Annotated in this window: 20 protein-coding genes; 13 read left to right on the top strand and 7 right to left on the bottom strand. The window is 57.5% G+C overall.

What is annotated here, in order from left to right; translation table 11 throughout:
- The first annotated feature begins 58 nt into the window (after nt 1-58).
- On the top strand, nt 59-670 hold the full coding sequence (gene emtA, locus CWR52_RS21665; protein WP_024909815.1) for a membrane-bound lytic murein transglycosylase EmtA: 612 nt from the start codon (nt 59-61) through the stop codon (nt 668-670).
- Between the two features lie 38 nt (nt 671-708).
- Here the strand turns inward: emtA and ycgR are convergent, their stop codons facing one another.
- Nucleotides 709-1440 (bottom strand): flagellar brake protein YcgR, encoded by a 732-nt coding sequence (ycgR, locus tag CWR52_RS21670; RefSeq protein WP_104950721.1) that lies wholly within the window; start codon nt 1438-1440, stop codon nt 709-711.
- 208 nt (nt 1441-1648) lie between these two features.
- On the opposite strand from ycgR, the gene CWR52_RS21675 reads away from it, so the two are divergent.
- Nucleotides 1649-1903: a GlsB/YeaQ/YmgE family stress response membrane protein gene (locus CWR52_RS21675; protein ID WP_008502662.1), complete on the top strand. Its 255-nt coding sequence runs from the start codon at nt 1649-1651 to the stop codon at nt 1901-1903.
- A 112-nt stretch (nt 1904-2015) separates the two neighbouring features.
- Nucleotides 2016-4118, top strand: a complete 2103-nt coding sequence (locus tag CWR52_RS21680; RefSeq protein ID WP_104950722.1) for a TonB-dependent siderophore receptor — start codon at nt 2016-2018, stop codon at nt 4116-4118.
- Between the two features lie 64 nt (nt 4119-4182).
- On the opposite strand, the gene CWR52_RS21685 is transcribed toward CWR52_RS21680, so the two are convergent.
- Nucleotides 4183-5868 carry an alpha,alpha-trehalase gene (locus CWR52_RS21685; protein ID WP_104950723.1) on the bottom strand — a complete coding sequence of 562 codons (1686 nt, stop codon included), beginning with the start codon at nt 5866-5868 and terminating at the stop codon, nt 4183-4185.
- Nucleotides 5869-6286: 418 nt separating this feature from the next.
- Between CWR52_RS21685 and CWR52_RS21690 the strand changes: the two genes are divergently transcribed.
- On the top strand, nt 6287-7627 hold the full coding sequence (locus CWR52_RS21690) for a carbohydrate porin (protein WP_104950724.1): 1341 nt from the start codon (nt 6287-6289) through the stop codon (nt 7625-7627).
- Between the two features lie 13 nt (nt 7628-7640).
- On the opposite strand, the gene CWR52_RS21695 is transcribed toward CWR52_RS21690, so the two are convergent.
- Entirely contained in the window at nt 7641-8597 is a 957-nt protein-coding gene (locus CWR52_RS21695; RefSeq protein WP_104950725.1) for an AraC family transcriptional regulator, read from the bottom strand.
- 115 nt (nt 8598-8712) lie between these two features.
- Here CWR52_RS21695 and CWR52_RS21700 point away from each other — a divergent pair, with 115 nt between their 5' ends.
- On the top strand, nt 8713-9900 hold the full coding sequence (locus CWR52_RS21700) for an MFS transporter (protein ID WP_104950726.1): 1188 nt from the start codon (nt 8713-8715) through the stop codon (nt 9898-9900).
- Between the two features lie 41 nt (nt 9901-9941).
- Here the strand turns inward: CWR52_RS21700 and gap are convergent, their stop codons facing one another.
- Both gap and CWR52_RS21710 read right to left on the bottom strand, forming a co-directional pair.
- Nucleotides 9942-10952 carry a type I glyceraldehyde-3-phosphate dehydrogenase gene (gene gap, locus CWR52_RS21705; protein WP_104950727.1) on the bottom strand — a complete coding sequence of 337 codons (1011 nt, stop codon included), beginning with the start codon at nt 10950-10952 and terminating at the stop codon, nt 9942-9944.
- 78 nt (nt 10953-11030) lie between these two features.
- A complete protein-coding gene (locus CWR52_RS21710) occupies nt 11031-12011 on the bottom strand; it encodes a GlxA family transcriptional regulator (RefSeq protein ID WP_104950728.1) in 981 nt (326 codons plus the stop codon).
- 148 nt (nt 12012-12159) lie between these two features.
- On the opposite strand from CWR52_RS21710, the gene CWR52_RS21715 reads away from it, so the two are divergent.
- Both CWR52_RS21715 and CWR52_RS21720 read left to right on the top strand, forming a co-directional pair.
- The gene (locus tag CWR52_RS21715; RefSeq protein WP_104950729.1) at nt 12160-13131 is read left to right on the top strand and encodes a fatty acid desaturase; all 972 of its coding nucleotides are present in this window, start codon (nt 12160-12162) and stop codon (nt 13129-13131) included.
- Nucleotides 13124-13882: a phosphate/phosphite/phosphonate ABC transporter substrate-binding protein gene (locus CWR52_RS21720; RefSeq protein WP_104950730.1), complete on the top strand. Its 759-nt coding sequence runs from the start codon at nt 13124-13126 to the stop codon at nt 13880-13882. The genes CWR52_RS21715 and CWR52_RS21720 overlap by 8 nt, the downstream gene beginning before the upstream one ends.
- On the opposite strand, the gene CWR52_RS21725 is transcribed toward CWR52_RS21720, so the two are convergent.
- Together CWR52_RS21725 and CWR52_RS21730 are read right to left on the bottom strand one after the other, a co-directional pair.
- Nucleotides 13861-14757 carry a LysR family transcriptional regulator gene (locus CWR52_RS21725; RefSeq protein ID WP_104950731.1) on the bottom strand — a complete coding sequence of 299 codons (897 nt, stop codon included), beginning with the start codon at nt 14755-14757 and terminating at the stop codon, nt 13861-13863. The two genes, CWR52_RS21720 and CWR52_RS21725, sit on opposite strands and share 22 nt — an antisense overlap.
- A gap of 22 nt (nt 14758-14779) precedes the next feature.
- Nucleotides 14780-17068, bottom strand: a complete 2289-nt coding sequence (locus CWR52_RS21730) for an FdhF/YdeP family oxidoreductase (RefSeq protein ID WP_104950732.1) — start codon at nt 17066-17068, stop codon at nt 14780-14782.
- Nucleotides 17069-18072: 1004 nt separating this feature from the next.
- Between CWR52_RS21730 and CWR52_RS21735 the strand changes: the two genes are divergently transcribed.
- From CWR52_RS21735 to tagF, 6 genes are read left to right on the top strand one after another with little or no spacing between them, the layout of a single operon-like run.
- The gene (locus CWR52_RS21735) at nt 18073-18567 is read left to right on the top strand and encodes a hypothetical protein (RefSeq protein WP_104950733.1); all 495 of its coding nucleotides are present in this window, start codon (nt 18073-18075) and stop codon (nt 18565-18567) included.
- Nucleotides 18568-18590: 23 nt separating this feature from the next.
- Nucleotides 18591-19094 carry a type VI secretion system lipoprotein TssJ gene (tssJ, locus tag CWR52_RS21740; RefSeq protein ID WP_104950734.1) on the top strand — a complete coding sequence of 168 codons (504 nt, stop codon included), beginning with the start codon at nt 18591-18593 and terminating at the stop codon, nt 19092-19094.
- 28 nt (nt 19095-19122) lie between these two features.
- Complete coding sequence (gene tssK / locus CWR52_RS21745) at nt 19123-20466, top strand: type VI secretion system baseplate subunit TssK (RefSeq protein WP_008502649.1); 1344 nt, start codon at nt 19123-19125, stop codon at nt 20464-20466.
- A gap of 17 nt (nt 20467-20483) precedes the next feature.
- Nucleotides 20484-21722 carry a DotU family type VI secretion system protein gene (locus CWR52_RS21750; RefSeq protein WP_104950735.1) on the top strand — a complete coding sequence of 413 codons (1239 nt, stop codon included), beginning with the start codon at nt 20484-20486 and terminating at the stop codon, nt 21720-21722.
- Nucleotides 21723-21725: 3 nt separating this feature from the next.
- On the top strand, nt 21726-25346 hold the full coding sequence (tssM, locus tag CWR52_RS21755; RefSeq protein WP_104950736.1) for a type VI secretion system membrane subunit TssM: 3621 nt from the start codon (nt 21726-21728) through the stop codon (nt 25344-25346).
- Nucleotides 25347-25362: 16 nt separating this feature from the next.
- Nucleotides 25363-26079, top strand: coding sequence for a type VI secretion system-associated protein TagF (gene tagF / locus CWR52_RS21760; protein ID WP_045908265.1), 717 nt, complete (start codon nt 25363-25365; stop codon nt 26077-26079).
- Nucleotide 26080 lies beyond the last annotated feature (1 nt).

Below are 26080 nucleotides of genomic sequence, written 5' to 3' on the forward strand. Positions count from 1 at the left end.
ATACGCCGCCTGCTTCAAGAGCGGCGCACCGCGATGACCGGCTATAAGGATAGATGACGTGAAATTGAGATGGTTTGCTTTTTTGATTGTGTTGCTTGCTGGCTGTAGTTCAAAACATGATTATCAAAACCCGCCCTGGAACCCGGAAGTGCCGGTGAAACGGGCCATGCAGTGGATGCCGATCAGTGAACAAGCCGGGAAGGCCTGGGGCGTCAGTCCGCGTCTTATCACGGCGATCATTGCGGTGGAGTCCGGCGGTAACCCCACGCTTGTCAGCAAATCCAACGCGGTGGGGCTGATGCAGCTTAAAGCGTCAACGGCGGGGAAAGAAGTTTACCGCTATATGGGCTGGAGCGGTCAGCCGTCGACCAGCGAGCTGAAGAACCCGGAGCGCAACATTTCAATGGGCACGGCTTATCTGAGCATCATGGAGCACGGCGTGCTGAAGGGCATTAAGGATCCGGAGGTGATGCAGTACGCGCTGGTGGTCTCTTATGTTAACGGTGCCGGCGCGTTGCTCAGAACCTTCTCCTCTGACCGCAAAGAGGCGATAGAAGAGATTAACGGCATGGACAAAGACGAATTCTTTGAGCATGTGGCGAAAAATCACCCGGCACCACAGGCGCCTCGTTATATCTGGAAAGTACAGAAAGCGATGGATGCCATGTAATGCCGCAGACGGGCGGCGGTCACGCTGCCCGATGTTCCTTACAGCACTTTATTTGCGCGTTCCCGCGCCTCGCGCTCCAGGGAGTAGATAATGCGCTGCAGCTCGCGCTCTGCGCCGGGCCCGACGTTCAGGAAACGGAAGCTCAGACGCGGCGTGGTGATGGTTTCATTTTTGCTGTCCACGACGGTGCGGTCGCTGATGGCAATCAGCTGTGCATCGAAATAAAAGCGCCCCCAGCCCCCCATATCCAGCTCGATTTGCGTGAACCGCATGCCCTCTACCAGTCCGTCAGGCTTCGGCGTATCCATCAGCGCGCCCATACCGCCCAGCGACAGATCGAAGAGACGGAAGCGGATCTCTTTTTTGTCCGGCATTTTGGCCTTGCAGAAGTAAGCGGGGTGAAGCGGGGCGTTGATGCGGAAATATTCGCGACGCTGGACAAACCAAAGATTAGTGGGAAGCGGGGTCACAAAGGCCGGAAGCCCCTGGTATTCGCTCAGTTCCAGTCGCGACAGGACAAACTCCACTTTGGCGCCCTGCGTTTCGGCCATCACGGCGATATTCTCCGCCTTCAGCGCCGCGCGGTTTTCATACTCCTGACTGCCTAAATCAATCACCAGCCGCTCCTGTGAGGCGTCAAGGATCTTACTGATGAACTGATTATTCGACCAGCTGATGCGCAGCGGCACTTCACCTTTTTGCAGGTCGCGTAATACCCCTAATACAGCCAGCGGATTTTGCTTGAGGAACTGCTCACTGTAATGACTCACGCCGGATGGCTCCTTGATAGATGACAGACTGTCTTAGCGTTATCGGCAATCTGCAATGAAACTTAATACAAACCGGTGAGTTTTTTTTGCCTGTTCAGGAAAAGATAAGTCGGTGACAAGAAAATGATTTTCCGGCGATGACCTATACTTATATTAGCTGTGCAGAAGGTTTTCTGCACATGCGTTAAACCTGCAAGAGGGCATCGCTATGGGTATCATCGCCTGGATTATCTTTGGTCTTATTGCTGGCGCTATCGCGAAATTGATCATGCCGGGAAACGATGGCGGCGGCTTTATTTTGACCTGTGTACTCGGGGTCGTTGGTGCGGTTGTGGGCGGCTGGCTGGCGACGATGTTTGGCTTCGGAGGCAACATAAGTGGTTTTGACCTGCACAGTTTTCTGGTCGCTGTCGTGGGCGCCATTGTGGTGCTGGGCATATTCAGGTTACTGCGACGAGCATAAGATAACGTAAACGGCTCTCTGCGGAGGGCCGTTTTTTTGCCTGCATATTGATTTGTTAATCTAAATGATAATAATTGTCGTTCCGTATCTCATCTAACAACAAGACGACATTATGACTCCTTCACGCTTTACGCTATGCGCCCTGGCCGGCGCCGTCTCGCTCGCACTGCACGTTCCGGCATTCGCCGAAGAATCCACTATCGTCGTCACCGGCGCAGAGCAGGGCAGCGCGCTGCCGGCCTGGACGAACAGCGCCACGAAATCGGCCGTTGCTGAAAGTAAAACGCCGCAGGTTATCACGACCGTCTCTGCGCCGGAAATTGACAAGCGCCATGCGAATTCCGTGAATGAAATCTTGCGCTATGCGCCAGGGGTCTCAACCGAGGTGCGGGGAAATACCTCCTACATGAGCGAATATAAAATTCGTGGCTTTACCGTCGACCAGGAGTTCTACAACGGGCTGCAGTTACCCTATAACGTTACCGGCAATACCAAAGCGCGCATCGATCCGCTGTTGATTGACAGCGTTGATATCCTGAAAGGCCCCTCATCGGTTCTCTACGGCGGCGGCTCGCCGGGCGGGCTGGTGAATATCCAGAGTAAAAAGCCGCAGCGGGAAGCGCGAACCGAAATCGGTTTTAACACCGGCAACCGCAACCTGAAAGAGGGCTATCTCGACTCAACCGGGCAGATTGCCAACAGCGACTGGAACTATCGCCTGCTGGGTAAAGCGACGGAAAATGACGATCAGCCGCACACCACCCGGTATGAAAACTACCTGGTTGCCCCGTCCGTCACCTGGCAACCCGACAGCAAAACCCGCCTCACCCTGGATGCGCTGGCGCAGAACTCCCCGAGCCTGACGCCGTCTAACCCGCTTCCGATCGCCTACCTGCGCTCGAAATACGCGGGCAAGCGCGATTACGCCGGTGACGAGTGGAGCGGGTTTAAGCAGCGTCAGTGGATGCTGGGCTACAGCTTTGAGCATGAGTTTGACAGCGGCTGGGGCTTTAACCAGAAGGCGCGTTATTTCGACGTCGATACGCATCAGCGCAGCGTCTATGCAACGGGTACGGGAAGCGAGGTCTATCAGCTCAACCGCTTTGCCTACACCACCGATGAAGATCTGCAGAGCTTCAACATCGATAACCAGGTGACTAAAACCGTGGCGCTGGGCGACTGGCAACACCATCTGCTGGCCGGGTTTGACTATCAGAAGCTGAACTCCCATTTCCACTACCGTTACGCGTCGACCACGCCGGGCATGGATATGCGCAATCCTGACTATTCGCAAATCAGCGAAAGCGCATTAGGGCTGTATACCGCCCAGAAAAACCGCCTGAGCTATCAGCAGAACGGCTATTACTTGCAGGATCAGGTGGAGTTTGGCGGCTTAAATCTGCTGGCCAGCCTGCGTTACGATGATTATCGCTCCGTCACCACCAATTATCTGCAAAACGGTGATAAGGCCTGGGTATCGCAGGATCGCGTCACCAAACGTCTGGGCGCGCTTTACGCCTTTGATAACGGGATTTCGCCGTTTATCAGCTATTCCGAAGGCTTTGCGCCGGTATCGCCGCAGGGCACGCTCGTGGCGAAAGACGTCAAACCGACCACCAGCAAGCAGGTGGAAGGCGGGGTAAAATATCTGCTGGCGGATTACGCCACCACCTTTACCGCCTCGGTGTTTAACATCCGTCAGAAAAATGTCGTTACCTCCGATCCGGGCTTCCTGAACTATCGTCAGACCGGGGAGGTGGAATCCAAAGGGGCTGAGCTGTCTGCCATCAGCCGCCCGACGGACAACCTGACGCTGATTGCTAACTATGCCTACACCCACGCGATCAATACGGAAGATGATAAGTACAAAGGGAAACGTCCAACGCAGGTGCCGGAGAATGCCTTCAATCTCTGGGGGGATTACACCTTTGAGAACACGCCGCTGAAAGGGCTGATGCTGGGGGTGGGGGCGCGCTATACCGGCCCGATGGAAATCTCACCCGCTAACGATGCGGGTAAGCTGGGCGGTACCACCCAGTACGATCTGGCGGCATCTTACCGGATGGGCGAAATCCTGCCTTCGCTGGCAGGGCTGACGCTTAAGGCCAGCGCGCAGAACATCACCAACAAAGAGACGCTGACCTGCTACGACGCGACCAACTGCTGGATTGGGCGCGACAGAACGTATCAGCTAGGGGCGAGTTACAGTTTCTAAGCTAAGCCCTGTGAGTTTAAAAAGTAGGCCGGGTAAGGCGTAGCCGCCACCCGGCAATACTCACTTACTGCGCCGTCGCTTTCACTGGTGCCACCTCATCGTTCGCCGCAGGCTGATTTTCCGGCACGCTGTCACACGGTTTCTCTTTCGGACATACCCGATCCAGCATCTTCAGCGTCACGCCGTTGCTCCAGCCGAAGCCGTCCTGCAGCGGATATTCACCGCCGCCACCGCCGGTACCGGTAGATGAGACATCATACTTCTCCACCAGCTTCTTCTCGCGGTCGTAAGTATGCTGAACATTCTTCAGGAAGCGCCAGGTCACGTCCATCGCCACCTTGTTCTGCCCATAGTTCTGCAACCCTTCCGTTGCCACCCACTGCAGCGGTGCCCAGCCGTTTGGCGCATCCCACTGCTGGCCGCTGTTGATGGTGGTGGTGGTGATCCCGCCCGGTTTCAACAGACGCGCTGAGGTGGCCGCAGCCACTTTATCGGCCCGATCCTGCGTTGCCGCCTTCACATACAGCGGGAAGAGGGCGGCTGCCGTAAGCTGGTTGCGCACCTTCTTGCTCTTGAGATCGTAATCGGCGTACCAGCCCTCTTTATCGTTCCACAGGTGGTTCTCAATGGCTTTCTGACGCGCGGTGGCCAGCGCCTCGTATCGACTCGCCGCCGCGCTGTCGCCAGCCTCCTGTCCCGCTCGCGCGAGCAGCTTTTCCATTTTAAACATCAGGGCGTTCAGATCGACGGGCACAATACTGGTGGTGCGGATCGTACCAAGCTTTTGCGGATCGTCCATCCAGCGGGAGCTGAAGTCCCAGCCCGAAGCCGCGGCGGAGCGCAAATCACGGTAAATCTCCGTTGCAGGACGGTTAGGATTGCTTTTCGCCGTGGTGATATCGTCAAGCCATGACTCCGGACGTGGGGTATCGCGATCGTCCCAGTAGCGGTTAAGCACTGAACCGTCATCCAGCTTCACCACGCGCTGGTTAGCCTGCCCCGGCTGCAGGCCATCAACACCCTCCATCCAGTAGGTATACTCTTTCTCCATCTGTGGACGGTATTTTTTCAGCGCGTCTTTGTCATGCGTCGCCAGCAGTTCCACCATCAGGGAGAAGAACGGCGGCTGGGAGCGGCTCAGGTAGTAGCTGCGGTTACCGTTGGGGATATGACCAAAGGTGTCGATCTCATAAGCAAAGTTATCCACCATATCGCTGATTTTGTCCCAGTGGCCGCTTTCGGCCAGGCCCAGCATGGTGAAATAGCTGTCCCAGTAGTAGACCTCGCGGAAACGACCGCCGGGCACAACGTAAGGCTTCGGTAACGGCAGAAGGGAATCCCACTTGTTGCTGGCTTTGTCCGTTGTGCGCGTCAGTACAGGCCAGAGGTCGTCGATGTGTTCGCGTAAACTTTGTCCGGCAGGCGGTACATATTTTTCGCCTTCCGCCGGCAGCGTGAAGTTCATCTCCACAAAATGGCGCAGGTCAAAGCTTGTCTGGGTGTGCTGCATCCGATAATCCGCCAGAATCATCAGCGGGTCGCTCTTTGGAACGGCATCGGCAAAGGTTTTTTGATCGGGAAACAGTTTGGCGCTCTGCACATCATTAAACAGAGGGCCAAGCAGAATATCGGGGGAATTTTTCTGGTAGGCTGGCTGTTCGTCAGCATAACCCAGCGTTGCCACACCGAGTAGCGCGCCTCCCAGCGCGAGGTGCAAAAAAGCAGGGCGTAAAGTACGAGGTCTTATCATCGGTTCGTCTCCTGTATTCCTGTGCAGCATGACCGCTGTTATCAATCACCTGAAAACCTTAGACGAATATTGGCCGCTTCGCGTGTTGAATATCCCATTTTTCACAGAACCAGACAATTTACCGCTTCGCCCGCCAGGACCGGGTAGAAAAATTAGTTGTACAAATGGAATTAAAAGAATTATGTCTTTAAATAATGATATATATTTCACGTTAAAATATAAATGCGGTTAATAGCGTAAGAGTGTGAAGTGGGTTGTCTTTTTTCTGTTTATTGTGAAACGTTTTTTCAGTGCCGATCACACAAGTTAAAATTCATAATTAACTTATCAAAAAACATAATGGCACCTTCTGGGGTATTTAGTCGAAATGGCGAGGCTCAATATTCGGCTATTCACTTTTATAATCAGGATGGATTCTATGAAATTAAAAAAAACGGTAATTATGATGAGCGCGCTCTATTCCGGTGCGCTTTTTGCTGCCCAGCCCTCGACAAGCGTGGAAGAAAAACTGGCGCAACTGGAAGCGCAAATTCAGGAGCTTAAACAGCAGCAGGCGGCTGCGAAGCCGGTAGCGCCGGCCGTTGTCGTGCAGTCAGAAGAACCGGTGAGCAAAACGGCACCGCCAAAGCTGACGCTCTCTGGATTCGGTGATATTAAATTTTATGGCGACGTTGAATTTAATATGGATGCCGCCAGTAAAACAGGCAGTCTGACGTCTGTTAAGCAAAGCGCTAATAACGACTGGGCACCCGGGGATAAAGAACGCTGGGATATTAATGGACGTATTCTGCTGGGTTATGATGGTTATCGTAAAATGGATAACGGCAATTTTGCCGGCTTCTCCGTTCAGCCGCTCGGCGATCTCGCTGGGCAAATGTATCTGGATGACGCCGTATTTTTCTTCGGCTCTGAAAAAGACTGGGAAATTAAGGTTGGCCGCTTCGAAGCGTATGATATGTTTCCGCTCAATCAGGATACCTTTGTGGAATACTCGGGCAATACGGCAGACGACCTGTACAGTGACGGCTACGGCTATATCTATATGCTGAAAGAGGGGCGTGGCCGAACCGACAGCGGCGGTAACTTCCTGGTGAGCAAAACGCTGGAAAACTGGTATTTCGAACTGAATACCCTGTTTAAGGACGGCAGCGATCTGTACGTCGACCAGCGCTATCACGGCGCAGAGCTTGAGAACGATAAAAACGTCGCCTACGTGCGCCCGGTGATCTCCTTGCAGAGCGGACCGTTTTCAACCGCGTTCGCTATGGAGACCAACCTGGTGAACAACGCTTACGGCTATCGTGACGATGCCGGGCGCTGGGTCGATCAGTCAGACCGGACCGGCTACGGATTTACTATGACCTGGGACGGACTTAAAACCGATCCGGAGAACGGGGTGGTCATGAACTTCAACACGGCTTACCTGGACGCGACGGGCGAAACCGACTTTACCTCAGGCATCAATGCCCTCTGGCGTAATTTTGAGCTGGGCTATATCTATGCTCATAACGAAATCGACGAGTTTAATACCTCAACCTTTGACGCGGAGTGTGAAAACGACTGCTGGATCAGCGACCCGGGCGAGTACGACATTCATACCATCCATACGTCGTACCTCATTCCAAACGTCATGAAGATGAAAAACTTCAACATCTATCTGGGCGCGTATGCGTCCTGGGTCAACGCCTCTCCAAAAGAGGGTGACAATAAAAACGACGATCGCTACGGCGGACGCGTACGCTTTAAATACTATTTCTGATGCCATACGCCAGTCAGGCTTCTTCCGGAGTCTGGCTGGCTTCCCGCAGCGTGCCCGGCGCATGGCCAATGATGCGCTTAAATGCCCGGCTAAAAGCCGCCAGCGATCCGTAACCCAGCCGCAGCGCGACGGTTTCGATCGGCTGGTTTTCATGACGAATATACTGAATGGCCAGACGCATTCTCAGCTCGCTGAGATATTTTGCCGGAGTCGTTCCCGTCGCCGCGAGAAACCGTTCCGCGAAAACGGATCGGGAAGTCCCGGCTTCTTTTGCCAGTTCGGCGACGCTCCAGTTCAGACCTGGCTGCTGGTGCATAGCGTAAATGGCCCGGCTCAGGCGCGGGTCGCGTAGCACCTGCACCCAGCCGGTGGCTTTGCCACAGCCGCCTTCAACCCAGCCCCGCACAATTAACGCCGCCACCACATCCGCCAGCCGCGCAAGGATCCCGGCATACCCGGCCTGACGCGCCGCGGATTCCCGATCCATTGCCGCCAGCAGCGGATGAATTTCCGGCCAGGTAGACATCAGCCGGCTGACCATCATCACTTCCGGCATCGCCTTGATCAGCGGCTGCATGCCGCCCAGTTCAAAATCCATGCATCCGCTAAAGATAAGGGTTTTCTCGCTCTCCGGGCAGGGCTCGCAGGTGATAGCACAGACCGAGCCGCAGATAGGCTCGCTCGGAAAGGCGTTGACAGGGGTAAGGGTGGCCTGTTCGTCAGAGAGCAGGGCATGGGAATTCCCGCCGGGAATAAAGAGGGCGTCGCCACCGCTCAGTTCGAACGTTGCACCGCTCTCCATGCGCAACAGGGCGCTACCGTGGCTCACAAAATGAAACTGCGCCCTGCCGGGAGCCTGATGAAACGCGACGCCAAATGGCGCGCTGGCTTCAATCCGCCGGTATTTCACGCCTGACAGGCGCATGCCGCGTAAAAGTTCGCTGATCAAATCGGGTGACTGTACGGTCATGGCGTAACTCCGGACGAATAATCAATAAGTGGAGATTATATGTCATAGATCGTCCAGGGTGAACCTTCTATTCTTTTGCGACACTAGTCACATTTTTATAACGGGAGATCAACAGATGAGTTCATGTGTCGCGGCGAGCGAGGCGATAGCGCCTGCAAAACCCGCCTGGCGGGCCGTTTATTCACTGGGGCTGGGGGTATTTGGTTTGATTACGGCCGAATTTCTGCCCGCCAGTTTGTTAACGCCAATGGCCGCGAGCCTGGGCGTGACCGAGGGGATGGCTGGACAAGCTGTCACCGCCACCGCGCTGGTGGCGCTGGTCACCGGATTGCTGATCACCCCGGCAACCAAAAGTATCGACCGTCGTTGGGTACTGATGTTTTTCTCTGTGCTGCAAATTATCTCCAGCCTGCTGGTGGCCTTTGCGCCTAACCTGCACGTCCTGCTGATGGGGCGCCTGCTTCTGGGGATAGCCATCGGGGGATTCTGGGCAATGTCGACGGCCACGACGATGCGTCTGGTTCCGGCAGATAAAGTGCCGAAAGCGCTGGCGGTGATCTTCTCCAGCGTATCGATTGCCACGGTAGTCGCGGCGCCGCTGGGCAGCTATCTGGGCAGCCTGATCGGCTGGCGCAACGTCTTTGTACTCTGCATTCTGCCGAGCATGCTGGCGCTGCTGTGGCAGCTCTGGGTGCTGCCGTCCATGAAGCCGGAGAGCAGCGGTAGCCTCAGTACGCTGTTCCGCGTGCTGCGCCGTCCGGGGATGATCGGCGGCATGCTGGCAACCATCCTGATCTTCAGCGGCCATTTCGCTTTCTTTACCTACCTGCGTCCGTTCCTGGAGACGGTGGGCCAGGCGAGCGTGGAGACCATTTCACTGATCCTGCTGGGCTTTGGTATCGCCAACTTTGTGGGCACCTCCGTGGCCGGGCATCTGCTGGCACGTAATCTGCGCCTGACGCTGGCGCTGGTGCCGTTTGCGATGGGCGTTCTCGCGCTCATGATGGTCGCCTTTGGTCATCTGGCGATGCTGGACGGGCTGCTGGTCGCGCTGTGGGGCTTTGCATTTGGTCTGGTTCCGGTGGGCTGGTCAACCTGGCTTGCGACCACCGTTCCGGATGAAGCCGAAAGTGCAGGGGGGCTGCTGGTGGCCTCAATCCAGCTGGCGATAAGCGCCGGTGCGGCCGGAGGTGGGGCGGTATTTGATCTTAACGGTGCCAGCGGCGTGTTCGCGGGCAGCGGTTTCCTGCTGGTGACGGCGATGGTGATTGTGTTTATGGGTGTGAAAGTGAAAGCGGAGTGATTTTTTAGCCGGGTGAGCGTTCGCGCCACCCGGCCTCAGGTTTACAGCCCTTTCTTATCCATCAGCACCGCCAGATCCACCAGGCGGTTAGAGAAGCCCCACTCGTTGTCATACCACGCCAGGATCTTCACCATGTTCCCGCCAATGACCAGCGTGGAAAGCCCGTCGATAATTGACGATCGCGGGTCGCCCTGGTAATCGCTGGACACCAGCGGTTCATCGCTATAACCCAGGATATCTTTCAGGGGGCCGCTGGCGGCCGCGTTGCGGAACGCGTCATTCACCTCTTCGGCGGTCACGTTGCGGCTCAGCGTCACGGTTAAATCGACAATCGACACCACCGGCACCGGCACGCGCAGGGAGTACCCGGTCAGCTTGCCGTCCAGGGAGGGGATGACTTTCCCCAGCGCTTTCGCCGCGCCGCTGGAGTAGGGCACAATCGACAGCGCCGCCGCGCGTGCACCGCGCAGATCTTTTTCCGGCTGATCGTGCAGCGCCTGGCTGTTGGTATAGGCGTGCGTCGTGTTCATCAGGCCATGCTCAATCCCGAACTGCTGGTGCAACACCTGAGCGGCCGGCGCCAGACCGTTCGTGGTGCAACTCCCGTTGCTTACCACCGCGTGCCGGGCGGGATCGTACTGATCCTGGTTGACGCCCATCACAATCGTCAGGTCGTCGTTTTTCGCGGGAGCGGAAATGATGACGCGCTTAGCGCCGCCGTGGGTAATATGCACCGCCGCTTTCTCCCGTTCAGTGAAGAAGCCGGTGGCCTCAATCACCACGTCTACCCCGGCATCCCGCCACGGGATATTCGCCGGATCGCGTTCACTAAATACGGCGATCCGCTGGCCGTCTACCTGCAGCGCACCGTCAGCCGCTTCAACGGACGCGGGCAGCTTGCCCAGAAGGGAATCATGTTTCAGCAGATGGGCGAGGGTTTTACTGTCTGTCAGATCGTTGATGGCCACAATCTGAAGCGCCGGGTTGCCCAGCGCCGCGCGCAGGACATTACGTCCGATACGGCCGAAACCGTTAATACCGACCTTAACCATGGTGTACTCCTTATCTCTGTTGTCTGGAGTCACTGTAGGCGTCGGGCCGGTTGGCGTAAACGACAAAAAAGGATCAGTTTACGCCATCTTGCGGCAGTGAAAGCGCTGGCGGTATTCGCCGGGCGTGAGGTGAAGCTGTTTCTCAAAGATGCGGCGCAAGTTAATGCTGGTACCAAACCCGCTTTGCTCAGCAACGCGCTCAAGGGGATCGCGGGTCTGTTCAAGCAGCTGGCGGGCGGCGGCCAGGCGCGCTTCGGTCACGTAGCGGGCAGGCGAGACCCCGGCCTCGCGGGTAAACACGCGGGTGAAGTTACGCGGGCTCATCGCCGCTTTCTCGGCCAGGTTCTCCACGCACAGATCGGCGGTGAGGTTCTGCAGGATCCAGCTTTGCACCTCGCCTATCGGTCCTGCTGTGCCGGGCTGCTGCAGGCTGTAGCGGCTGAACTGCAGCTGTCCGCCGGGACGTCGCAGATACATCACCATATCCTGCGCCACGTCGCGGGCGAGGGTAAATCCGTAGTCGTCCTCCACCAGCGCCAGGGTCAGGTCGAACCCGGAACTCACGCCGCCGGAGGTCCAGATGGGGCCGTCCTGAATGTAAAGTGGGCCGCCTTCAACCTGGATTGACGGGTACTGGGCTTGCATGGTCTCCAGCAGCCGCCAGTGGGTGGTGGCGCGACGACCGTTCAGCAAGCCGGTCTGGGCCAGCAGCATCGCGCCGCCGCAGATAGAGGCGATCCGCCGGGCGTGCGGCGCAGCGAGGTGCAGCCAGTCGACTACGGCGGTGCTCTCCTGCTCGTTCATACCGCGTCCGGTGATGATAATGGTGTCCAGCGGTTCGCGCGGATCCAGCTCAGGCAGACGATAGTCCGCCAGCAGGTTCAGGCCAGACTGGCCGTGGATCACCTGGTGAGGTTGCGTGGTGGCGATGATAATTCGGTAGCGCGGCTGCGCAAGCCCTTCCGGATGCAGCCGGTTGGCCTGCATCAGAATGTCGGCGATACCGGCGGCTTCAAACAGCATGCCGCCGTCGGGAACAATAATCAGGATCTTCTTCATGTCCTGAAAAGTACCTTTAATACAGAATAAGTCAAGAGTGCCCGCACTTCACGTTTCTGGCAAAGCAAAGCGATTTAAGTTGTTTGTGATTTCAGGCGTAATCCCCGATCGTCAGGGCTCTGTCTCTGGCGAAACGGCGTCTGAAGGAATGAGTCAACGAAGCACCCTCTATTTACATCCGCAACAACGCGAACAAATCCGCCATCTTGCATCGGGTTTCCTGTGGCGAAGCGAACTGCCCACCTGGCTGTTAATGTTCACGATTTATGCGGGCTGGTTTGCCACGCTGGCGTTCTGGCAAACGCTCGGCCTGCTGCCCGCCACGCTGCTGCTCATCGGGTTTACTGCCTGGTATATGTCGTTGCAGCATGAGCTGATCCACGGGCATCCCACCCGTTTTGCCTGGCTTAACCAGCTGTTCGGCACGCTCCCGCTGGCGGTGTGGTACCCGTACGGCCTGTACCGGGATTCCCATCTGGCCCACCATCGGTACGATAGCCTGACCCATCCGGTGGATGACCCGGAGTCGTACTATTTTACCGAGACGAGCTGGGCGCGCTTTTCCCCCTGGCAGAAGCGCCTGATCCGGGCCCGAAATACCTTTGCCGGACGGCTTCTGCTGGCGCCGCTGCTGGATATCGTCCAGACGCTGGGCAGCGCCGTGGCGGCGTTTCGTCATCTTCACTTGCGGGCGATGACGATGTGGCTGGTTCACATCACGCTGCTGGCGGCAATCTTCACCTGGATGACGCACGTTGGTTTTTCACCCGTCTGGTTTGTGCTGGCGGTCAGTTATCCGGCGCTGGCGCTGACCAAGGTACGATCGTTTTTCGAACATCGTGCGGCGGACGATCCGCTGGCGCGCTCCGTCATTAACGAGGCCGGGTTGTTCTGGCGGATACTGTTTTTGAATCTCAACTATCATTCAGTACATCATGATCTACCGGGCGTGCCGTGGTACGGACTGAAGGCGATCTACCAGCAAAACCGGGGGGCGTACCAGCAGCGAAACCGCGGTTTTCTGGTCAGGGGCTACGGTGAATGGCTGCGCCGGTTCTGGGTCAGTCCCGTCGACGTCACCGTTCATCCCGGAAAGCAACAGGGAGAAGGGTATGAGTAACCTGCTGGCGTTTCCCATGTATGCGGTGGATCGTGCCGACACCCGCGCGCTCTGGCTGGCGGTAAAGGGGCTGCTGGCCGCACGCGGTGTGCCCGTCGATGATCTCCCCGACGGGCCGGAGTCCGATCTGCTCACGCACTGGCAACAGCCCGGGCTTATCCTCAGCCAGACCTGCGGTTACCCGCTGGTCACGCAGCTTCCGGACGTGCAGGTTGTCGGCTGTTTTCACTACGCGGCCCCGGGCTGCGAAGGGATCCAGTACCGCAGCTTTCTGGTGGTGCGCGAGGCGGATCGGCATCTCACGCTGGCGGATTTTCGCGGCCGCCGAGCGGTCTGTAACTCTGCGGACTCGCAGTCCGGCTACAATGCGCTGCGAAAAAAAATAGCGCCTCTGGCGGCGGACGGTCCGTTTTTCGCGCAAACGTCCTTTAGCGGCAGCCATCGCCAGTCGCTGATTGATGTCAAACGCGGAGCAGGGGATATCGCGGCCATCGACTGTGTCACCTGGGCACTGCTGCAGCGTCACGAACCGGAAAGCCTGACGGGCCTGGCGGTCATTGACCGTACCCCGCTGACGCAAGGGCTGCCGCTCATTACCTCGCCCCACACTTCGCCTGAGTCCCTGAACGCCCTTCGCGATGCGCTCCACGCGCTGGTGAGTTCGCCGGAGCACCGGGCCGTTTGCGACGCGGTGCTGATTGAGGGGTTTAGCGTCGTGACGCGTCAGGCCTACGCCTCATTGCTGGCGTGATAGATCTCCTGCGCGTCGGTAAAACAGCGCAGCGCCAGCGAGGAGACCGGTTTTTGCCGGCGCATAATCAGGCCGACAGGGGCCTCAATGTTCGCATCGGCGATGGGGACAATCCTGAAATGGCTGTTCAGATCTTCCAGTCCGTTGTTCAGCGGCATCACGGCGCAGCATACGCCGCTTTGCACCGCCTGAATGATCTGGAACGTGGAGTCGCTCTCGAAAACGGACCTCGGTTCAATGCCAGCAGACTGAAAGCTGGCCTCCATATGTGCCCGGTAATGCATCCCTTTGGTCAGGAACCCCAGCGGAAAATCCGTCAGGTCGCGCCAGGTCAATCTCTCCTGGCCGAGCTGGAAATGGCGGACGTCGTGCAGCAGGCCCATCTTCGTTTTGGGAAGCTGGATAATATCGAACTGGCTGGTGTCGATGCTGTTGAGATAGCAAATCCCCAGCTCAAGCTGATTGCGGCTGACGCCGTCGGCAATCTGCGCGGAGGACATGGAATAGAGGCTATAGGTCAGCTCCGGGTATTTTTGCGTCAGCAGGCGAATAAACATCATCGGATCCACACTCGCCAGCGGCACCATCCCCAGACGGAGTTCACCCACCACCTGGCCTTTGCACAGCGCGGCTTCCGCCTGTAGCCCGTCATGCGCGGCCAGCAGCGCGCGGGCCCATGCGAGGATGCGTTCACCCTCCGGCGTAAACCCTTCAAAGCGTTGCCCGCGCACAATCAGCACAAGCCCCAGCTCCTCTTCCAGGCTGCGGATGCGCATGGAGAGGGTCGGCTGGGTGATGTTGCACTGAGAGGCCGCCTTGCCAAAATGGCGCGTCTCGTCGAGCGCGATTAAATATTTTAACTGTTTAATATCCATCTTTTTCTTTGCGCGAACAGCCTTACAGCATGCGGATCTCTTTTGAGCGCAGGGTGATGCGAACCGGAACGGATTTATACGACGGCGTACCGCTGTCCTTATCCAGATAATCAAGCGGTACCAGCACGTTGGCCTCCGGATAATAGGCCCCGACGGTCCCCGGCGCGATGTTGTACGCCACCACGGTAATGTCTTCCAGACGCTGTCCGTTGCCGGGCAGGGCGGTTTCGATATCCACGCGGTCGCCGTGTTCCAGCCCTGACTGCGCCATATCGTCTTCGTTCATAAACAGCACGTCGCGACGGCCAAACACGCCACGGTAGCGGTCATCCAGCGCGTAAATAGTGGTGTTGTACTGGTCGTGGCTGCGCAGCGTGATCAGGCGCAGAACATGCTCACCTTCACCGCTGGCGTTCTCATGTACGCCGTCGAAGACCGAGAACATCGCTTTTCCCGTCGCCGTTGGCCAGAGACGTTGCGTTGGCGGCAGCGGCATACGGAAGCCGCCGGGAACGCGGATCCGCGCGTTGTAGTTCTCAAAGCCAGGAATGGTCTGCTCGATCAGATCGCGGATCCGGTCGTAATCCTCAACCAGCGTCAGCCAGTCCACGCGGGTGTCCGGCAGGGTGGCTTTCGCCATGCCTGCGACGATAGCGGGTTCTGACCGAAGCAACGGCGAGGCGGGTTTTAGCTTGCCGGATGAGGCATGGACCATCGACATCGAGTCTTCGACGGTAATGGACTGACGGCCGGTGGCCTGAACATCCAGCTCGGTACGGCCAAGACACGGGAAAATAAAGGTCTCTTTGCCTACCAGCAAATGGGTACGGTTCAGCTTGGTCCCGACGTGAACGCTCAAATCGAGGGAGCCCATGGCCGGAAAGCCGCGTTCATGATCGGGCATCGCCACCGCAAAATTACCGCCGAGACAAATGAGCGCTTTTGCGCGGCCGTCGATCATCGCCTGCGTGGCCTGCACCGCGTCATGGCCGTGGTGAGACGGTGGCTCAAAGCCGAACACATCCTTCAGACTGTTCAGGAAGGACGGCGTGGGTTTCTCGCTAATCCCGACGGTACGGTTCCCCTGCACGTTTGAGTGGCCGCGCAGCGGGCATATTCCCGCGCCGGGCTTGCCGATATTCCCGCGCATCAGCAGCACGTCAGCGATCAGGCGGACGTTGGCCGTCCCTTTATTGTGCTGGGTAATGCCCATCCCGTAGGTAATGATGGTGGCATTCGATTTCGCATAGGCCTCAGCCACCTGTTTGAGTGCCGCCTGGCTCAGACCCGACTCGCGCTCAATGTCGTCCCAGCGGGTTTGTGCAATATCGTCGGCAAAGTCCTCAAAGCCCTGGGTGTGTTCGGCAATAAACGCGCGATCGAGCACGTCCCCGCGTTCGGCCTCCATTTCCAGCAGGTGTTTGGCAATCCCTTTCAGCGCGGCGGCATCGCCTCCGGCCTTCACCTGGAAATAGGTCGAGGCGATATCCGTGGAGCTGTAGGTCGCCATTTCAATCACGCTCTGCGGATCCGCAAACCGTTCCAGGGCGCGCTCGCGCAGCGGGTTAAAGACGATAATCGGCACGTTGCGGCGGGCCAGCTCGTGGAGGGTCCCCATCATGCGCGGATGGTTAGTGCCGGGGTTATGGCCGATGGAGATCACCAGTTCAGTCTTATCAAAGTCATCCAGCGAGACGGTCCCTTTCCCAATCCCGATCGAACGGGGCAAACCGACGCTGGTGGCCTCGTGACACATATTCGAGCAGTCGGGGAAGTTGTTGGTGCCGTATTCGCGAGCAAACAGCTGGAACAGATAAGCCGCTTCGTTAGAGGCGCGTCCGGAGGTATAGAACTCGACCTGGTCCGGCTCGAGCCCGCGCAATACTTCGCCGATGCGTTGAAACGCCGCGTCCCACTCGACGGGGCGGAAGGTGTCGCTCGCCCGATCATAGCGCAGGGGGTGCGTGAGTCGACCGTAGCCTTCCAGCTCAAAGTCCGATTTTGCCAGCAGCGAGGAGACGCTGTTTTCGGCCAGAAACGCGGGGGTGACGCGTTTGCTGGTCGCTTCCCAGGTCACCGCTTTGGCGCCGTTCTCACAGAACTGGAACGTCGATTTGTGTTCTTTATCAGGCCACGCGCAGCCCGGGCAGTCGAAGCCGTCAGGTTGGTTGGTGCGCAGCAGCGTCGCGGGGGCGTCAAGGGTATCCATTTGGGTGCGTACCGCAATGGCCGTTGCTTTCAATGCGCCCCAGCCGCCAGCAGGGCCGTCATAGTGTCTGATGCCTGGCACCGAGCGTCTTTTCTTGTTCATACCCACTCCTGATTTGTTCGATCACACAACGCCTGAGCTCAAAAAATCACTGACGAGAGCAATAGGTGAAAGCAATGACGACCGAATGGCAACGCACATACGGAACGGAAAAGTGCCTTAACGCAAACTCTTTTTATTACAGTAATTTATCTGGTCTGGTGTTTAAATATTTAAAGAAATTATAACGAATTTTTATCATTTTAATAATAAATCTTATCTATCGTCCGGTAGGCGAGATAGATGGCGGTGAACAGGAAAATATGTAGCGCCAGTAAAACTTCGAATGAAGCTGATGCGCTGGAGATATCGCCGCGATTCTCGTCTGGTGGGCTGCTGGAGGCATTTTCCAATTGAGAGAATGGCAGGAAGGTTTACTCACGCTTAATGAATAATAGATATAAGGTATACCTGACAGTGGAATTATTACGGCCGAAAATATACGCTTTTTTTGCGGCATGAAATTAACATCTTGCTGCATAAGTGAAATATTCTCACCCAGAGGATGAAGCGTCTTCAATATTAAAGATACCCTGTTAGTGCAACAAATAATTCATCAGAGATATATTCCTTTGACATCAAAAAAACGCGAATTCTACTAATTATGGTAGTGGCGATAATAGCGTGATTGCGTTAATGAAAGTGGTTCTTCTTTGTGTTTTTTAATATATAAAACATAAAGTTATGTCGTTTTGTGGTGAAGAAATAAGAAAGGGTGGGCCATGTCGTTTTTTATCATAGGATTAATCCTATAATTTTCCGACTGCTTCATTTACCAACAGTTACGCGGCGGTAAATATTGAATTGATACGAAGCTCATGTAAACTTGTTTACCGTTTGTCAAAATATGTCAGGAAGACACTGGGCCTTATTCTGAAAGGCTCGTGCGGTAGCTATGCCCTTAAAGTAGTAACGCCCCGAAAATATCCTGGCTATTTTAACAATAGCACTTAAGTCAAACTTCATCCCCTTATCTCCATCATCGAAATATCGCTACGGAAAAGCATATGAAAATGCGCGTACTGTTTTCACTTCTGTTTGTAATGGCGGTGGCGGGCTGTAAAGCACCGCAGAAACCTGTGATCAACGACGATACGATCGAGACCAGCCAGGTCAACGGCGTCACCTTAACCCACCGTCACGCTGTGACGGCGCCGACGGAGTTCAACCCGGTTAACGAGCCGTATCGTGCCATGTATCCAGCCTCCCTGATGAGCCGTCCTGACTTTGGCGGTAAAGTTATCCGCACTCTCGAGACCGGAAAAACGTACGTGGTGCTGGGGCAGGTTGAACACTACTGGATGGCGCTTGCCGATGAAGGTAACGAACAGCTGATTGGTTACGTTCCGATGCGCGCCGTGATCAAGGCTGACCAGTACGAAGCCACCGTGCGTAAACAGGCTATTCGTCAAAAGGCGCGTAAAAAAGCGACCTGTGTTGATGTCGACGGTAACAGCAAAGCCTGCAAAGACAGCGCTAACGGTACCTGGATCCTGAACTAAACGGCTTTCATGAGCGCATTTTTATGAATAATAAAAATTTTCATAAGCTGTGGTTACCCTTTTACGCGATGATTTTCGCGCTGGTCAGTGGTTGTACGTCGTCTTCACACAGCGACCCCTCCCGCTACAATCTGCAGTTTCAGGCTCATCCACAAATCAATGAATCTGCGCCGCTTAAGGTCCGGGTACTGTTGCTGAAATCCGATGCGGATTTCATGTCCAGCGACTTCTACTCCCTGCAGAACAACGCGTCAGCTACGCTTGGCGCGAATCTGCTGAACAGCGATGTGTTCTTCCTGATGCCGGGACAGCTGTCAAAAACCCTCAGCGGGCAAAGCTCGTCGGAGGCTCGCTATATCGGCGTGATGGCGGAGTATCAGGTGCTGGATGGCAAAAAATGGCGCGTTTCACTCCCTCTGCCCGTGCCTGGCGAAAATCATATCTACCAGTTCTGGAAGTGGTCCGCAGATGAACTTCAGGCCAACGTTTTTCTCGACGTGAACGGTATTCGGGTCATCAGCCAGTAACGCGCTTTAAAACAGGAAACACATCATCATGACGAAAGCAGAAAAGGTCGTCTGGACCGAAGGCATGTTCCTGCGTCCACACCATTTTCAGCGGACTGAAAGCTATCTGCTCAACCATGTTCGTGAATGGGGCGCGCTGCAGCGATCGTATCTCTGGGGCTTTCTCGACGTTGAACTGGATGAAGCGATGCTTCGTCAGGGATGCATAGCCCTGAGCTACTGCAGCGGTTTGTTGCCGGACGGCACCTTTTTCCAGGTGCGTAACGGGCGCAACGGTCCAGTACCGCTGAAAATTCCTGACAATCTCACCAACGAAAAGGTGGTGCTCGCACTGCCGGTTCGTCGTGGCGAGAGAGAAGAGGTAATTTTCAGCGAAGAGCCATCCTCGCTGGCGCGCTTTATCGCGTTCGAGCAAGAGGTGGAAGACGATAACGCCATGTCGGTGGGGGATGCTACCGTCCAGTTTGGCCGCCTGCGTCTGACCCTGATGCTCGAAAAAGACCTCACGGCGGAGTGGACCGCCATTGGCGTGGCGTTTGTGACCGAGAAGCGTAATGACAACCACGTGCGGCTCGACAACAGCTACATCCCGCCGATGCTGAATGCCAATAACAGCCCGCAGATCTACAGCATGATCAACGATCTGCACGGCTTGCTGGTGCAGCGCAGCCAGCAAATTGGCGGCCGTTTGCGCCAGCCCGGTCGCTTTAATACCTCTGAACTGATTGAGTTCACGCTGCTGTCGCTGGTTAACCGTCATCTGGGCGAGGTGTCTCATTTAAAAACCCTTCCGCTGCTGCACCCGGAAACGCTCTGGCGCAGCTGGCTGCCGTTTGCGACCGAGCTCGCCACCTGGACGTCGCAGCGAACCGCTGAAAGCGTGCTGCCGATTTACGATCATGACGATCTGGCAAACTGCTTCAGCAAGCTGATGCTGATGCTGCGTCAGGGGCTGTCGCTGGTGATGGAAGACCACGCGATTCAGCTGCCGCTTAACGAACGCTCTCACGGCCTGAACATCGCCACGGTGCCTGAAACCAGCATGGTGCGTGAGTTCGGCTTCGTGCTGGCGGTCAAAGCCAACGTGCCGGGCGAACACCTGCAAACCCATTTCCCGGCGCAGATGAAGGTCGCACCGGTGTCGAAAATCCGCGATCTGGTTCAGCTTCAGCTGCCGGGCATTATGCTGCGCGCCATGCCGGTCGCACCGCCGCAGATCCCGTGGCATGCCGGCTACAGCTACTTCGAGCTCGAGAAGGGCAGCGAGCTGTGGCACGAGATGGATAAGTCCGGCGCATTCGCCCTGCACCTTGCAGGGGAGTTCCCGGGGCTGGATATGGAGTTTTGGGCCATCCGTAGCCCGACAGAATAATAAAGCGAGCGCTTAATATGCAGGAACGACAGGATACCGGCAGCGATGCCGCGTTCACCGGGGCCAGTAGCAACAATCAGCTGGTGGCGGCCGCCAATCCGCTGCTCAATGCGATTCCGCAGATCCGTCATTCGGTATCGCATGACGATCAGGTGGCGCTACGCCAGCGCCTGATCGATGAAATTCGCCGTTTCGAAGTCCGCTGCCAGCAGGCGGGGCTGCCCTACGAAGTGATCGTCGGGGCACGCTACTGCCTGTGTACGGCGCTCGATGAGGCTGCCGCGCTCACCCCCTGGGGCAGCAGCGGGGTCTGGTCAAGCAATGGCCTGCTGGTGACGTTCCATAACGAAACCTGGGGCGGCGAGAAGTTCTTCCAGCTGCTGGCGCGCCTGTCGCAAAACCCGCGCGAACACATTCTGCTGCTGGAGATGATCAACTACTGCCTGCTGCTCGGCTTCGAAGGACGCTATCGGGTGCTGGACAATGGCCGCACCCAGCTTGAGACCATCAAGCAGCGACTGTGGCAGATGATCCGCGGCGTGCGCGGCAGCTATCCGCCGCCGCTTTCTCCCCATCCGGAAGATCGCCCGGTGCTGCGCAAGCTCTGGCGGCCGATGGTGCCCCTCTGGGCCTGCGTGGCGCTGGCCGGGTTTATCGCCTGTCTGTTTTATATCGTGCTCAACTGGCGTCTTGGCGACAGCACCAACCCGGTGCTGGCGAAGATTTACCAGTCCCAGCTGCCGGAAACCACTATTCAGCAGCCGGCGCGTCAGCTTCCGGCGGTGCTAAACCTGCGCGGCTTCCTGAAACCGGAGATCGAGGCTGGCCTCGTCGCGGTGAAAGACGAAGCGGATCGCAGCGTGGTTATCCTGAAAGGCGACGGGCTGTTTGCCTCTGCCTCGACCGTCGTGCGTGACCGTTATGAACCGGTCATCCAGCGCATCGCGCAGGCAATGAATAACGTCAGCGGCAAAATTCTGGTGGTGGGCTATAGCGACAACGTGCCGATTCGCAGCGCGCGCTTTGCCTCTAACTATGAACTCTCTCTGGAACGCGCTCGCTCGGTACAGAAAATGCTGCAGGGAAGCCTCTCTCAGCCTGACCGCGTGAAAGCGGAAGGGCGGGGCGAGATTAACCCGGTGGCGCCGAACACGACGCCTGAAAACCGCGCCCGTAACCGCCGTGTGGAAATTACTCTGCTGGTGTCGCCTGAAAATACCCAGGCCGAGCTGAACGGATTGCCGCAAGGAAACTAAGGAATGCTGACGACTCTTCTTTCCATACTGACTAACCGCATTCTGTGGAGCTTCCTCGGCGTCACGGCGCTGGCGGCGGTGATCTGGATGATTGGCCCGCTGCTGTCCATCGTGGACACCCGACCGCTTGAATCGGAACAGAACCGCATCATCAGCATCGCCGTGGTCTACCTGCTCTGGGCGCAGGGCCATATTCTGCCGCGCCTGTACAACGCCTGGCTGAACCGCAAGCTGATGGACAAGCTCAAAGAGAATACCGCCAGCCCGGAAGCGGCGGATCCGCAGAAGCGACTGAACAGCGAGGAGCAGATCCTCGCCAGCCGTTTTGATGAAGCCGCGCAGATGCTGAAAAAAGCGCACTTCAGCAAGGCGGGACAGGGCGCCCAGTGGACGCAGCGCTTCAGCACGCAGTACCTCTATCAGCTGCCGTGGTACGTCATTATCGGCGCGCCGGGATCCGGTAAAACCACGGCGCTGGTCAACTCCGGGCTGCAGTTCCCGCTGGCCGACCGTTTCGGTAAGACCGCCCTGCGGGGTATTGGCGGCACGCGTAACTGCGACTGGTGGTTCACAAACGAGGCCGTGCTGCTGGACACCGCGGGTCGCTATACCACCCAGGAGAGCGAGCAGGTGCAGGACGCCGGGGAATGGCTGCAGTTTATGGGGTTACTGCGTAAGTATCGCCGCCGCCAGCCGATCAACGGCGTGATCGTTACCATCAGCATTTCTGACCTGCTCACCCAGTCAGCCGAGGCGTCCCGCCAGCAGGCGGTAAACCTGCGTCAGCGTCTGTCCGAGCTGCATGAACAACTGGGGATTCGCTTCCCGGTCTACGTGATGGTGACCAAGGCCGACCTGCTTAAAGGCTTCCGCGCCTGGTTTGCCGACTACGACAAAGCGCAGCGCGACCAGATCTGGGGCTTTACGCTGCCGTGGGAACAAACCAAACACGCCGATTACGACCTGATGGGCAACTTCCAGCAGGAGTTTTCGCTGCTGCAGCAGCGCCTCGACGCCGGGCTGCCGGAAACCATGCTCAAAGAGCATGACGCGAAAACCCGCGCCGAAGCGTATCTCTTCCCGCAGGAGTTCGCCGCGCTGCGTCCGCTGCTGGCGGATTACCTGAGCACGGTCTTCGCCCGCTCCAACTTCGAAACCGAATTCTCCCCGCGCGGGATCTATTTCGCCAGCGGGACGCAGGAAGGCATGCCGTTCGACCGCGTGATGGGCGAACTGAACCGCGCCCTGTCGCTGCCGGAAGGGGCAGAGAGCGATAACTGGGATTCGGTCAGCAAAGAAGCGCCAATCCCGGGCGCAAAAGGCCAGAGTTTCTTCATCAAGAACCTGTTGCAAAACGTCATCTTCCAGGAAGCCGGGATCGCAGGGGAAAACCGCTGGTGGGAGCTGCGCAACCGGGCGGTGATCTGGTCAGGCTATGCGGCGCTGTTGGCTCTGCTCGCGATCCTGGGCGGGCTGTGGCTCACCAGCTATGCCAAAAACAAGGCCTACCTGGAAGAGGTGGATGCGAAGGTTCCGCTGCTCGACCAGCAGGGCAAAGCCCTACAGAACCAGACTCAGCGTGACCTGTTCGAACTGCTGCCGCTGCTGAATAGCCTGGTGGATCTGCCGAAAAGCGACGCCTTTGATGTGAACGATCCGCCGATCTCCCGCCGCATGGGGCTTTATCGCGGGGATGACGTCAGCGACGCCTCCCAGTCCCTGTACCAGAAGGCGCTGGATCAGATGCTGCTGCCTGCCGTCGCCATGCACATCACCACCTGGCTGCGCAACGACAACGGCAGCGATGTGGAATACAGCTATGAAGCGCTGAAAGCCTATCAGATGCTGTATCAGCCGAAACACTATGATGGCAAATTCCTGCATTCATGGGTAATGCTCAACCTGCAGCGTAACCTGCCGCAGAACGTCACGAAGGCGCAGCTGCAGCAGCTTGAATGGCATCTGACGCAGCTGCTGGAACCGAAAATTCAGGCCTCGCCGTACGCGCAGGATGAATCCCTGGTCGCGCGCGAAAGAGCGATGATCAACCAGCAGCCGCTTTCCACGCGCGTCTATGGCCGCCTCAAGCGCCTGCTGGAACATGATGACAACCTGAAGCCGGTTTCCCTTTCCGACCTCGGCGGACCGCAGAGCGAGCTGGTGTTTTCGCGCAAAAGCGGCAAGCCGGTGAGCGAGGGCGTACCGGGTCTCTATACGCCGGACGGCTACTGGAAAAGCTTTAACGGCCAGATTGACAGCGTCACTACGGCGCTGCACGAGGACGACGCCTGGGTGCTGGGGGCCGCCACGGCGCAGGAAGATAAACAGCAGATCGATAACGCCGTGCGCCAGCTCTATATGCGCGACTTTATCGCCAACTGGGATCGCTTCCTCGCCGACATCCAGCTCAATAACAGCGCCGACCTTTCCCAGCGCATCAACACCGCGCGCCTGCTCTCCGGCGCCAACTCGCCGCTGCGCCGTCTGGTGCAGAACCTGAGCCAGGTCCTGACGCTATCACGCAATGCGCCAGCGCCGGAAGATGCGGGTAAAGCGCAGGATCAAAGCAACCGCGCCACCCGTACGCTGGAAGCCCTGTTCAGCAACAACGACGCTGCACCGACGCAGGCCGCGGTGGTCACGCAGGCACCGGAACAGCTGGTGACCGACCACTATGCGCCGATGATTGAGCTGGCGCAGCCGCTGGAGAAGGGCGGGAAGACCATCGTGTTTGATGATTTTCTCAAGCAGGTGGATGAACTCTATCGCTACCTGACCGCCGTTCAGGATGCGGCCAACAGCGGCATGCCTGCGCCGGGCGGGGAGGCGATCAGCCGTCTGCAGGCCAGCGCCGGTCGTCTGCCAGGCGGGCTGCAAACCATGTTCAGCAACATGGCGGTAGGCGCCAGCAGCGACACCCAGCGCCGTGACCTGGAAAACGTACGTAAGCGAATTAACGTCGAAGTGGGCGGATTTTGCCGCCAGGCAATAGCCGGTCGCTACCCGCTGGTGCGCAGCGCCAGCACCGAGGTGACGCCGGACGATCTCGCGCGCATGTTTGCGCCGGGAACCGGGCTGATGGACGCCTTCTTCCGCGACAATCTGACCAACAAGGTGGATACCACGCAGGCCAACTGGCGCTTTATGCCGGGCATTGACGGGAAAACGCTGCCGGGAAGTGAAGGGCTGCTGAGACCGTTCCAGCAGGCCCAGTCGATTCGCGACGCCTTCTTTGCTAACGGCGCAACCACGCCGTCTTTCAAGGTGACGGTTCGCACCGTGCGAATGGATAACACCATTCTGAACCTGACCCTGGACGTTGACGGCCAGCTGCTGCGCTACAGCCACGGCCCACAGGCCGTGCAGATCATGAACTGGCCGGGGCCGGGCGGCACCAACCAGGTACGCATGCAGCTGGGGCTGGCGAACGGCAGTACGGCGACGCTGGTCACCAACGGCGCCTGGGCGCTGAACCGCTTTTTCGATAAAGCGAGCACCAGCCCGGGTACGGGTAGCCTGAGCCGTCAGGCCACCTTCAACGTCGACGGACATCAGGTCACGCTGGAGTTTGCGCCGAACAGCATTCGTAACCCGTTCCAGCTTCCCCGTTTCTCATGCCCATAACCGCAAGGACAGCCGTATGACGAATACCCCTGCGATGAACCGCTACAGCTGGTATGGCAAGTTACCCAGCGCCGGAGATTTTTTGCAGCGTCGCTTTCCTGACACCTTACAGCGCCAGTGGTCGCACTGGTTCCAGGTCGGTCTGCTGGCCTGGCAGCAGGAAGAGCAGCGCAGTGGCGAGCGCCCGTTTCAGAAAGCGCCAGTCTGGAATTTTGTGGTACCGCCCATGCTGGGCAGCCAGATGATCCAGATGGGCTGTCTGCTGCCCGGCCGCGACAGCGTTGGCCGACAATACCCGGTTTGCCTTCAGCTGAGCTTCGCGCCGTCAGAATGGTCGACCAGCCTGCTCAGCCAGGCCGAAAGCTGGTATCAGCAGATTGGGCGCCTGGGGCTGCACGCGGTGCGCAACAGTTTTTCCGCCTCGCAGCTGGATGAGATGCTGATGACCATTCCGGCGCCGCAGCCGGTCGAGCCGCAGAAGCGCTCTGACATCCTGGATGTGATTGGCTATGACGAGGACGGTCAGAGCACGCTGGGCTGGCCGCAGGCGGCAGAGTGCTTTGATCCTCTGCGTCAGACCAGCTACTGGTGGACCAACCGCTGCGACGGTTACCCGCTGTACACCCACGTTCACAGCGGTAACTTCACCGGGCAGCTTTTCACCCTGCTGTTCGATCCAGCAGGGGGGGCCCGTCCGGGCCGTCACGGTCTCTATCCGCCTATGTTTGAATAAG

Source organism: Enterobacter sp. SGAir0187, assembly GCF_002952735.2.
Classification (GTDB): domain Bacteria; phylum Pseudomonadota; class Gammaproteobacteria; order Enterobacterales; family Enterobacteriaceae; genus Enterobacter; species Enterobacter quasiroggenkampii.

Bases quoted from the DNA above. Each gene is read 5' to 3' on its own strand.
- CWR52_RS21675 (WP_008502662.1), top strand. From the start codon at position 1,649: ATGGGTATCATCGCCTGGATTATCTTTGGTCTTATTGCTGGCGCTATC.
- CWR52_RS21680 (WP_104950722.1), top strand. From the start codon at position 2,016: ATGACTCCTTCACGCTTTACGCTATGCGCCCTGGCCGGCGCCGTCTCG.
- CWR52_RS21685 (WP_104950723.1), bottom strand. From the start codon at position 5,868: ATGATAAGACCTCGTACTTTACGCCCTGCTTTTTTGCACCTCGCGCTG.
- CWR52_RS21690 (WP_104950724.1), top strand. From the start codon at position 6,287: ATGAAATTAAAAAAAACGGTAATTATGATGAGCGCGCTCTATTCCGGT.
- CWR52_RS21695 (WP_104950725.1), bottom strand. From the start codon at position 8,597: ATGACCGTACAGTCACCCGATTTGATCAGCGAACTTTTACGCGGCATG.
- CWR52_RS21700 (WP_104950726.1), top strand. From the start codon at position 8,713: ATGAGTTCATGTGTCGCGGCGAGCGAGGCGATAGCGCCTGCAAAACCC.
- gap (WP_104950727.1), bottom strand. From the start codon at position 10,952: ATGGTTAAGGTCGGTATTAACGGTTTCGGCCGTATCGGACGTAATGTC.
- CWR52_RS21710 (WP_104950728.1), bottom strand. From the start codon at position 12,011: ATGAAGAAGATCCTGATTATTGTTCCCGACGGCGGCATGCTGTTTGAA.
- CWR52_RS21715 (WP_104950729.1), top strand. From the start codon at position 12,160: ATGAGTCAACGAAGCACCCTCTATTTACATCCGCAACAACGCGAACAA.
- CWR52_RS21720 (WP_104950730.1), top strand. From the start codon at position 13,124: ATGAGTAACCTGCTGGCGTTTCCCATGTATGCGGTGGATCGTGCCGAC.
- CWR52_RS21725 (WP_104950731.1), bottom strand. From the start codon at position 14,757: ATGGATATTAAACAGTTAAAATATTTAATCGCGCTCGACGAGACGCGC.
- CWR52_RS21730 (WP_104950732.1), bottom strand. From the start codon at position 17,068: ATGAACAAGAAAAGACGCTCGGTGCCAGGCATCAGACACTATGACGGC.
- CWR52_RS21735 (WP_104950733.1), top strand. From the start codon at position 18,073: ATGAAAATGCGCGTACTGTTTTCACTTCTGTTTGTAATGGCGGTGGCG.
- tssJ (WP_104950734.1), top strand. From the start codon at position 18,591: ATGAATAATAAAAATTTTCATAAGCTGTGGTTACCCTTTTACGCGATG.
- tssK (WP_008502649.1), top strand. From the start codon at position 19,123: ATGACGAAAGCAGAAAAGGTCGTCTGGACCGAAGGCATGTTCCTGCGT.
- CWR52_RS21750 (WP_104950735.1), top strand. From the start codon at position 20,484: ATGCAGGAACGACAGGATACCGGCAGCGATGCCGCGTTCACCGGGGCC.
- tssM (WP_104950736.1), top strand. From the start codon at position 21,726: ATGCTGACGACTCTTCTTTCCATACTGACTAACCGCATTCTGTGGAGC.
- tagF (WP_045908265.1), top strand. From the start codon at position 25,363: ATGACGAATACCCCTGCGATGAACCGCTACAGCTGGTATGGCAAGTTA.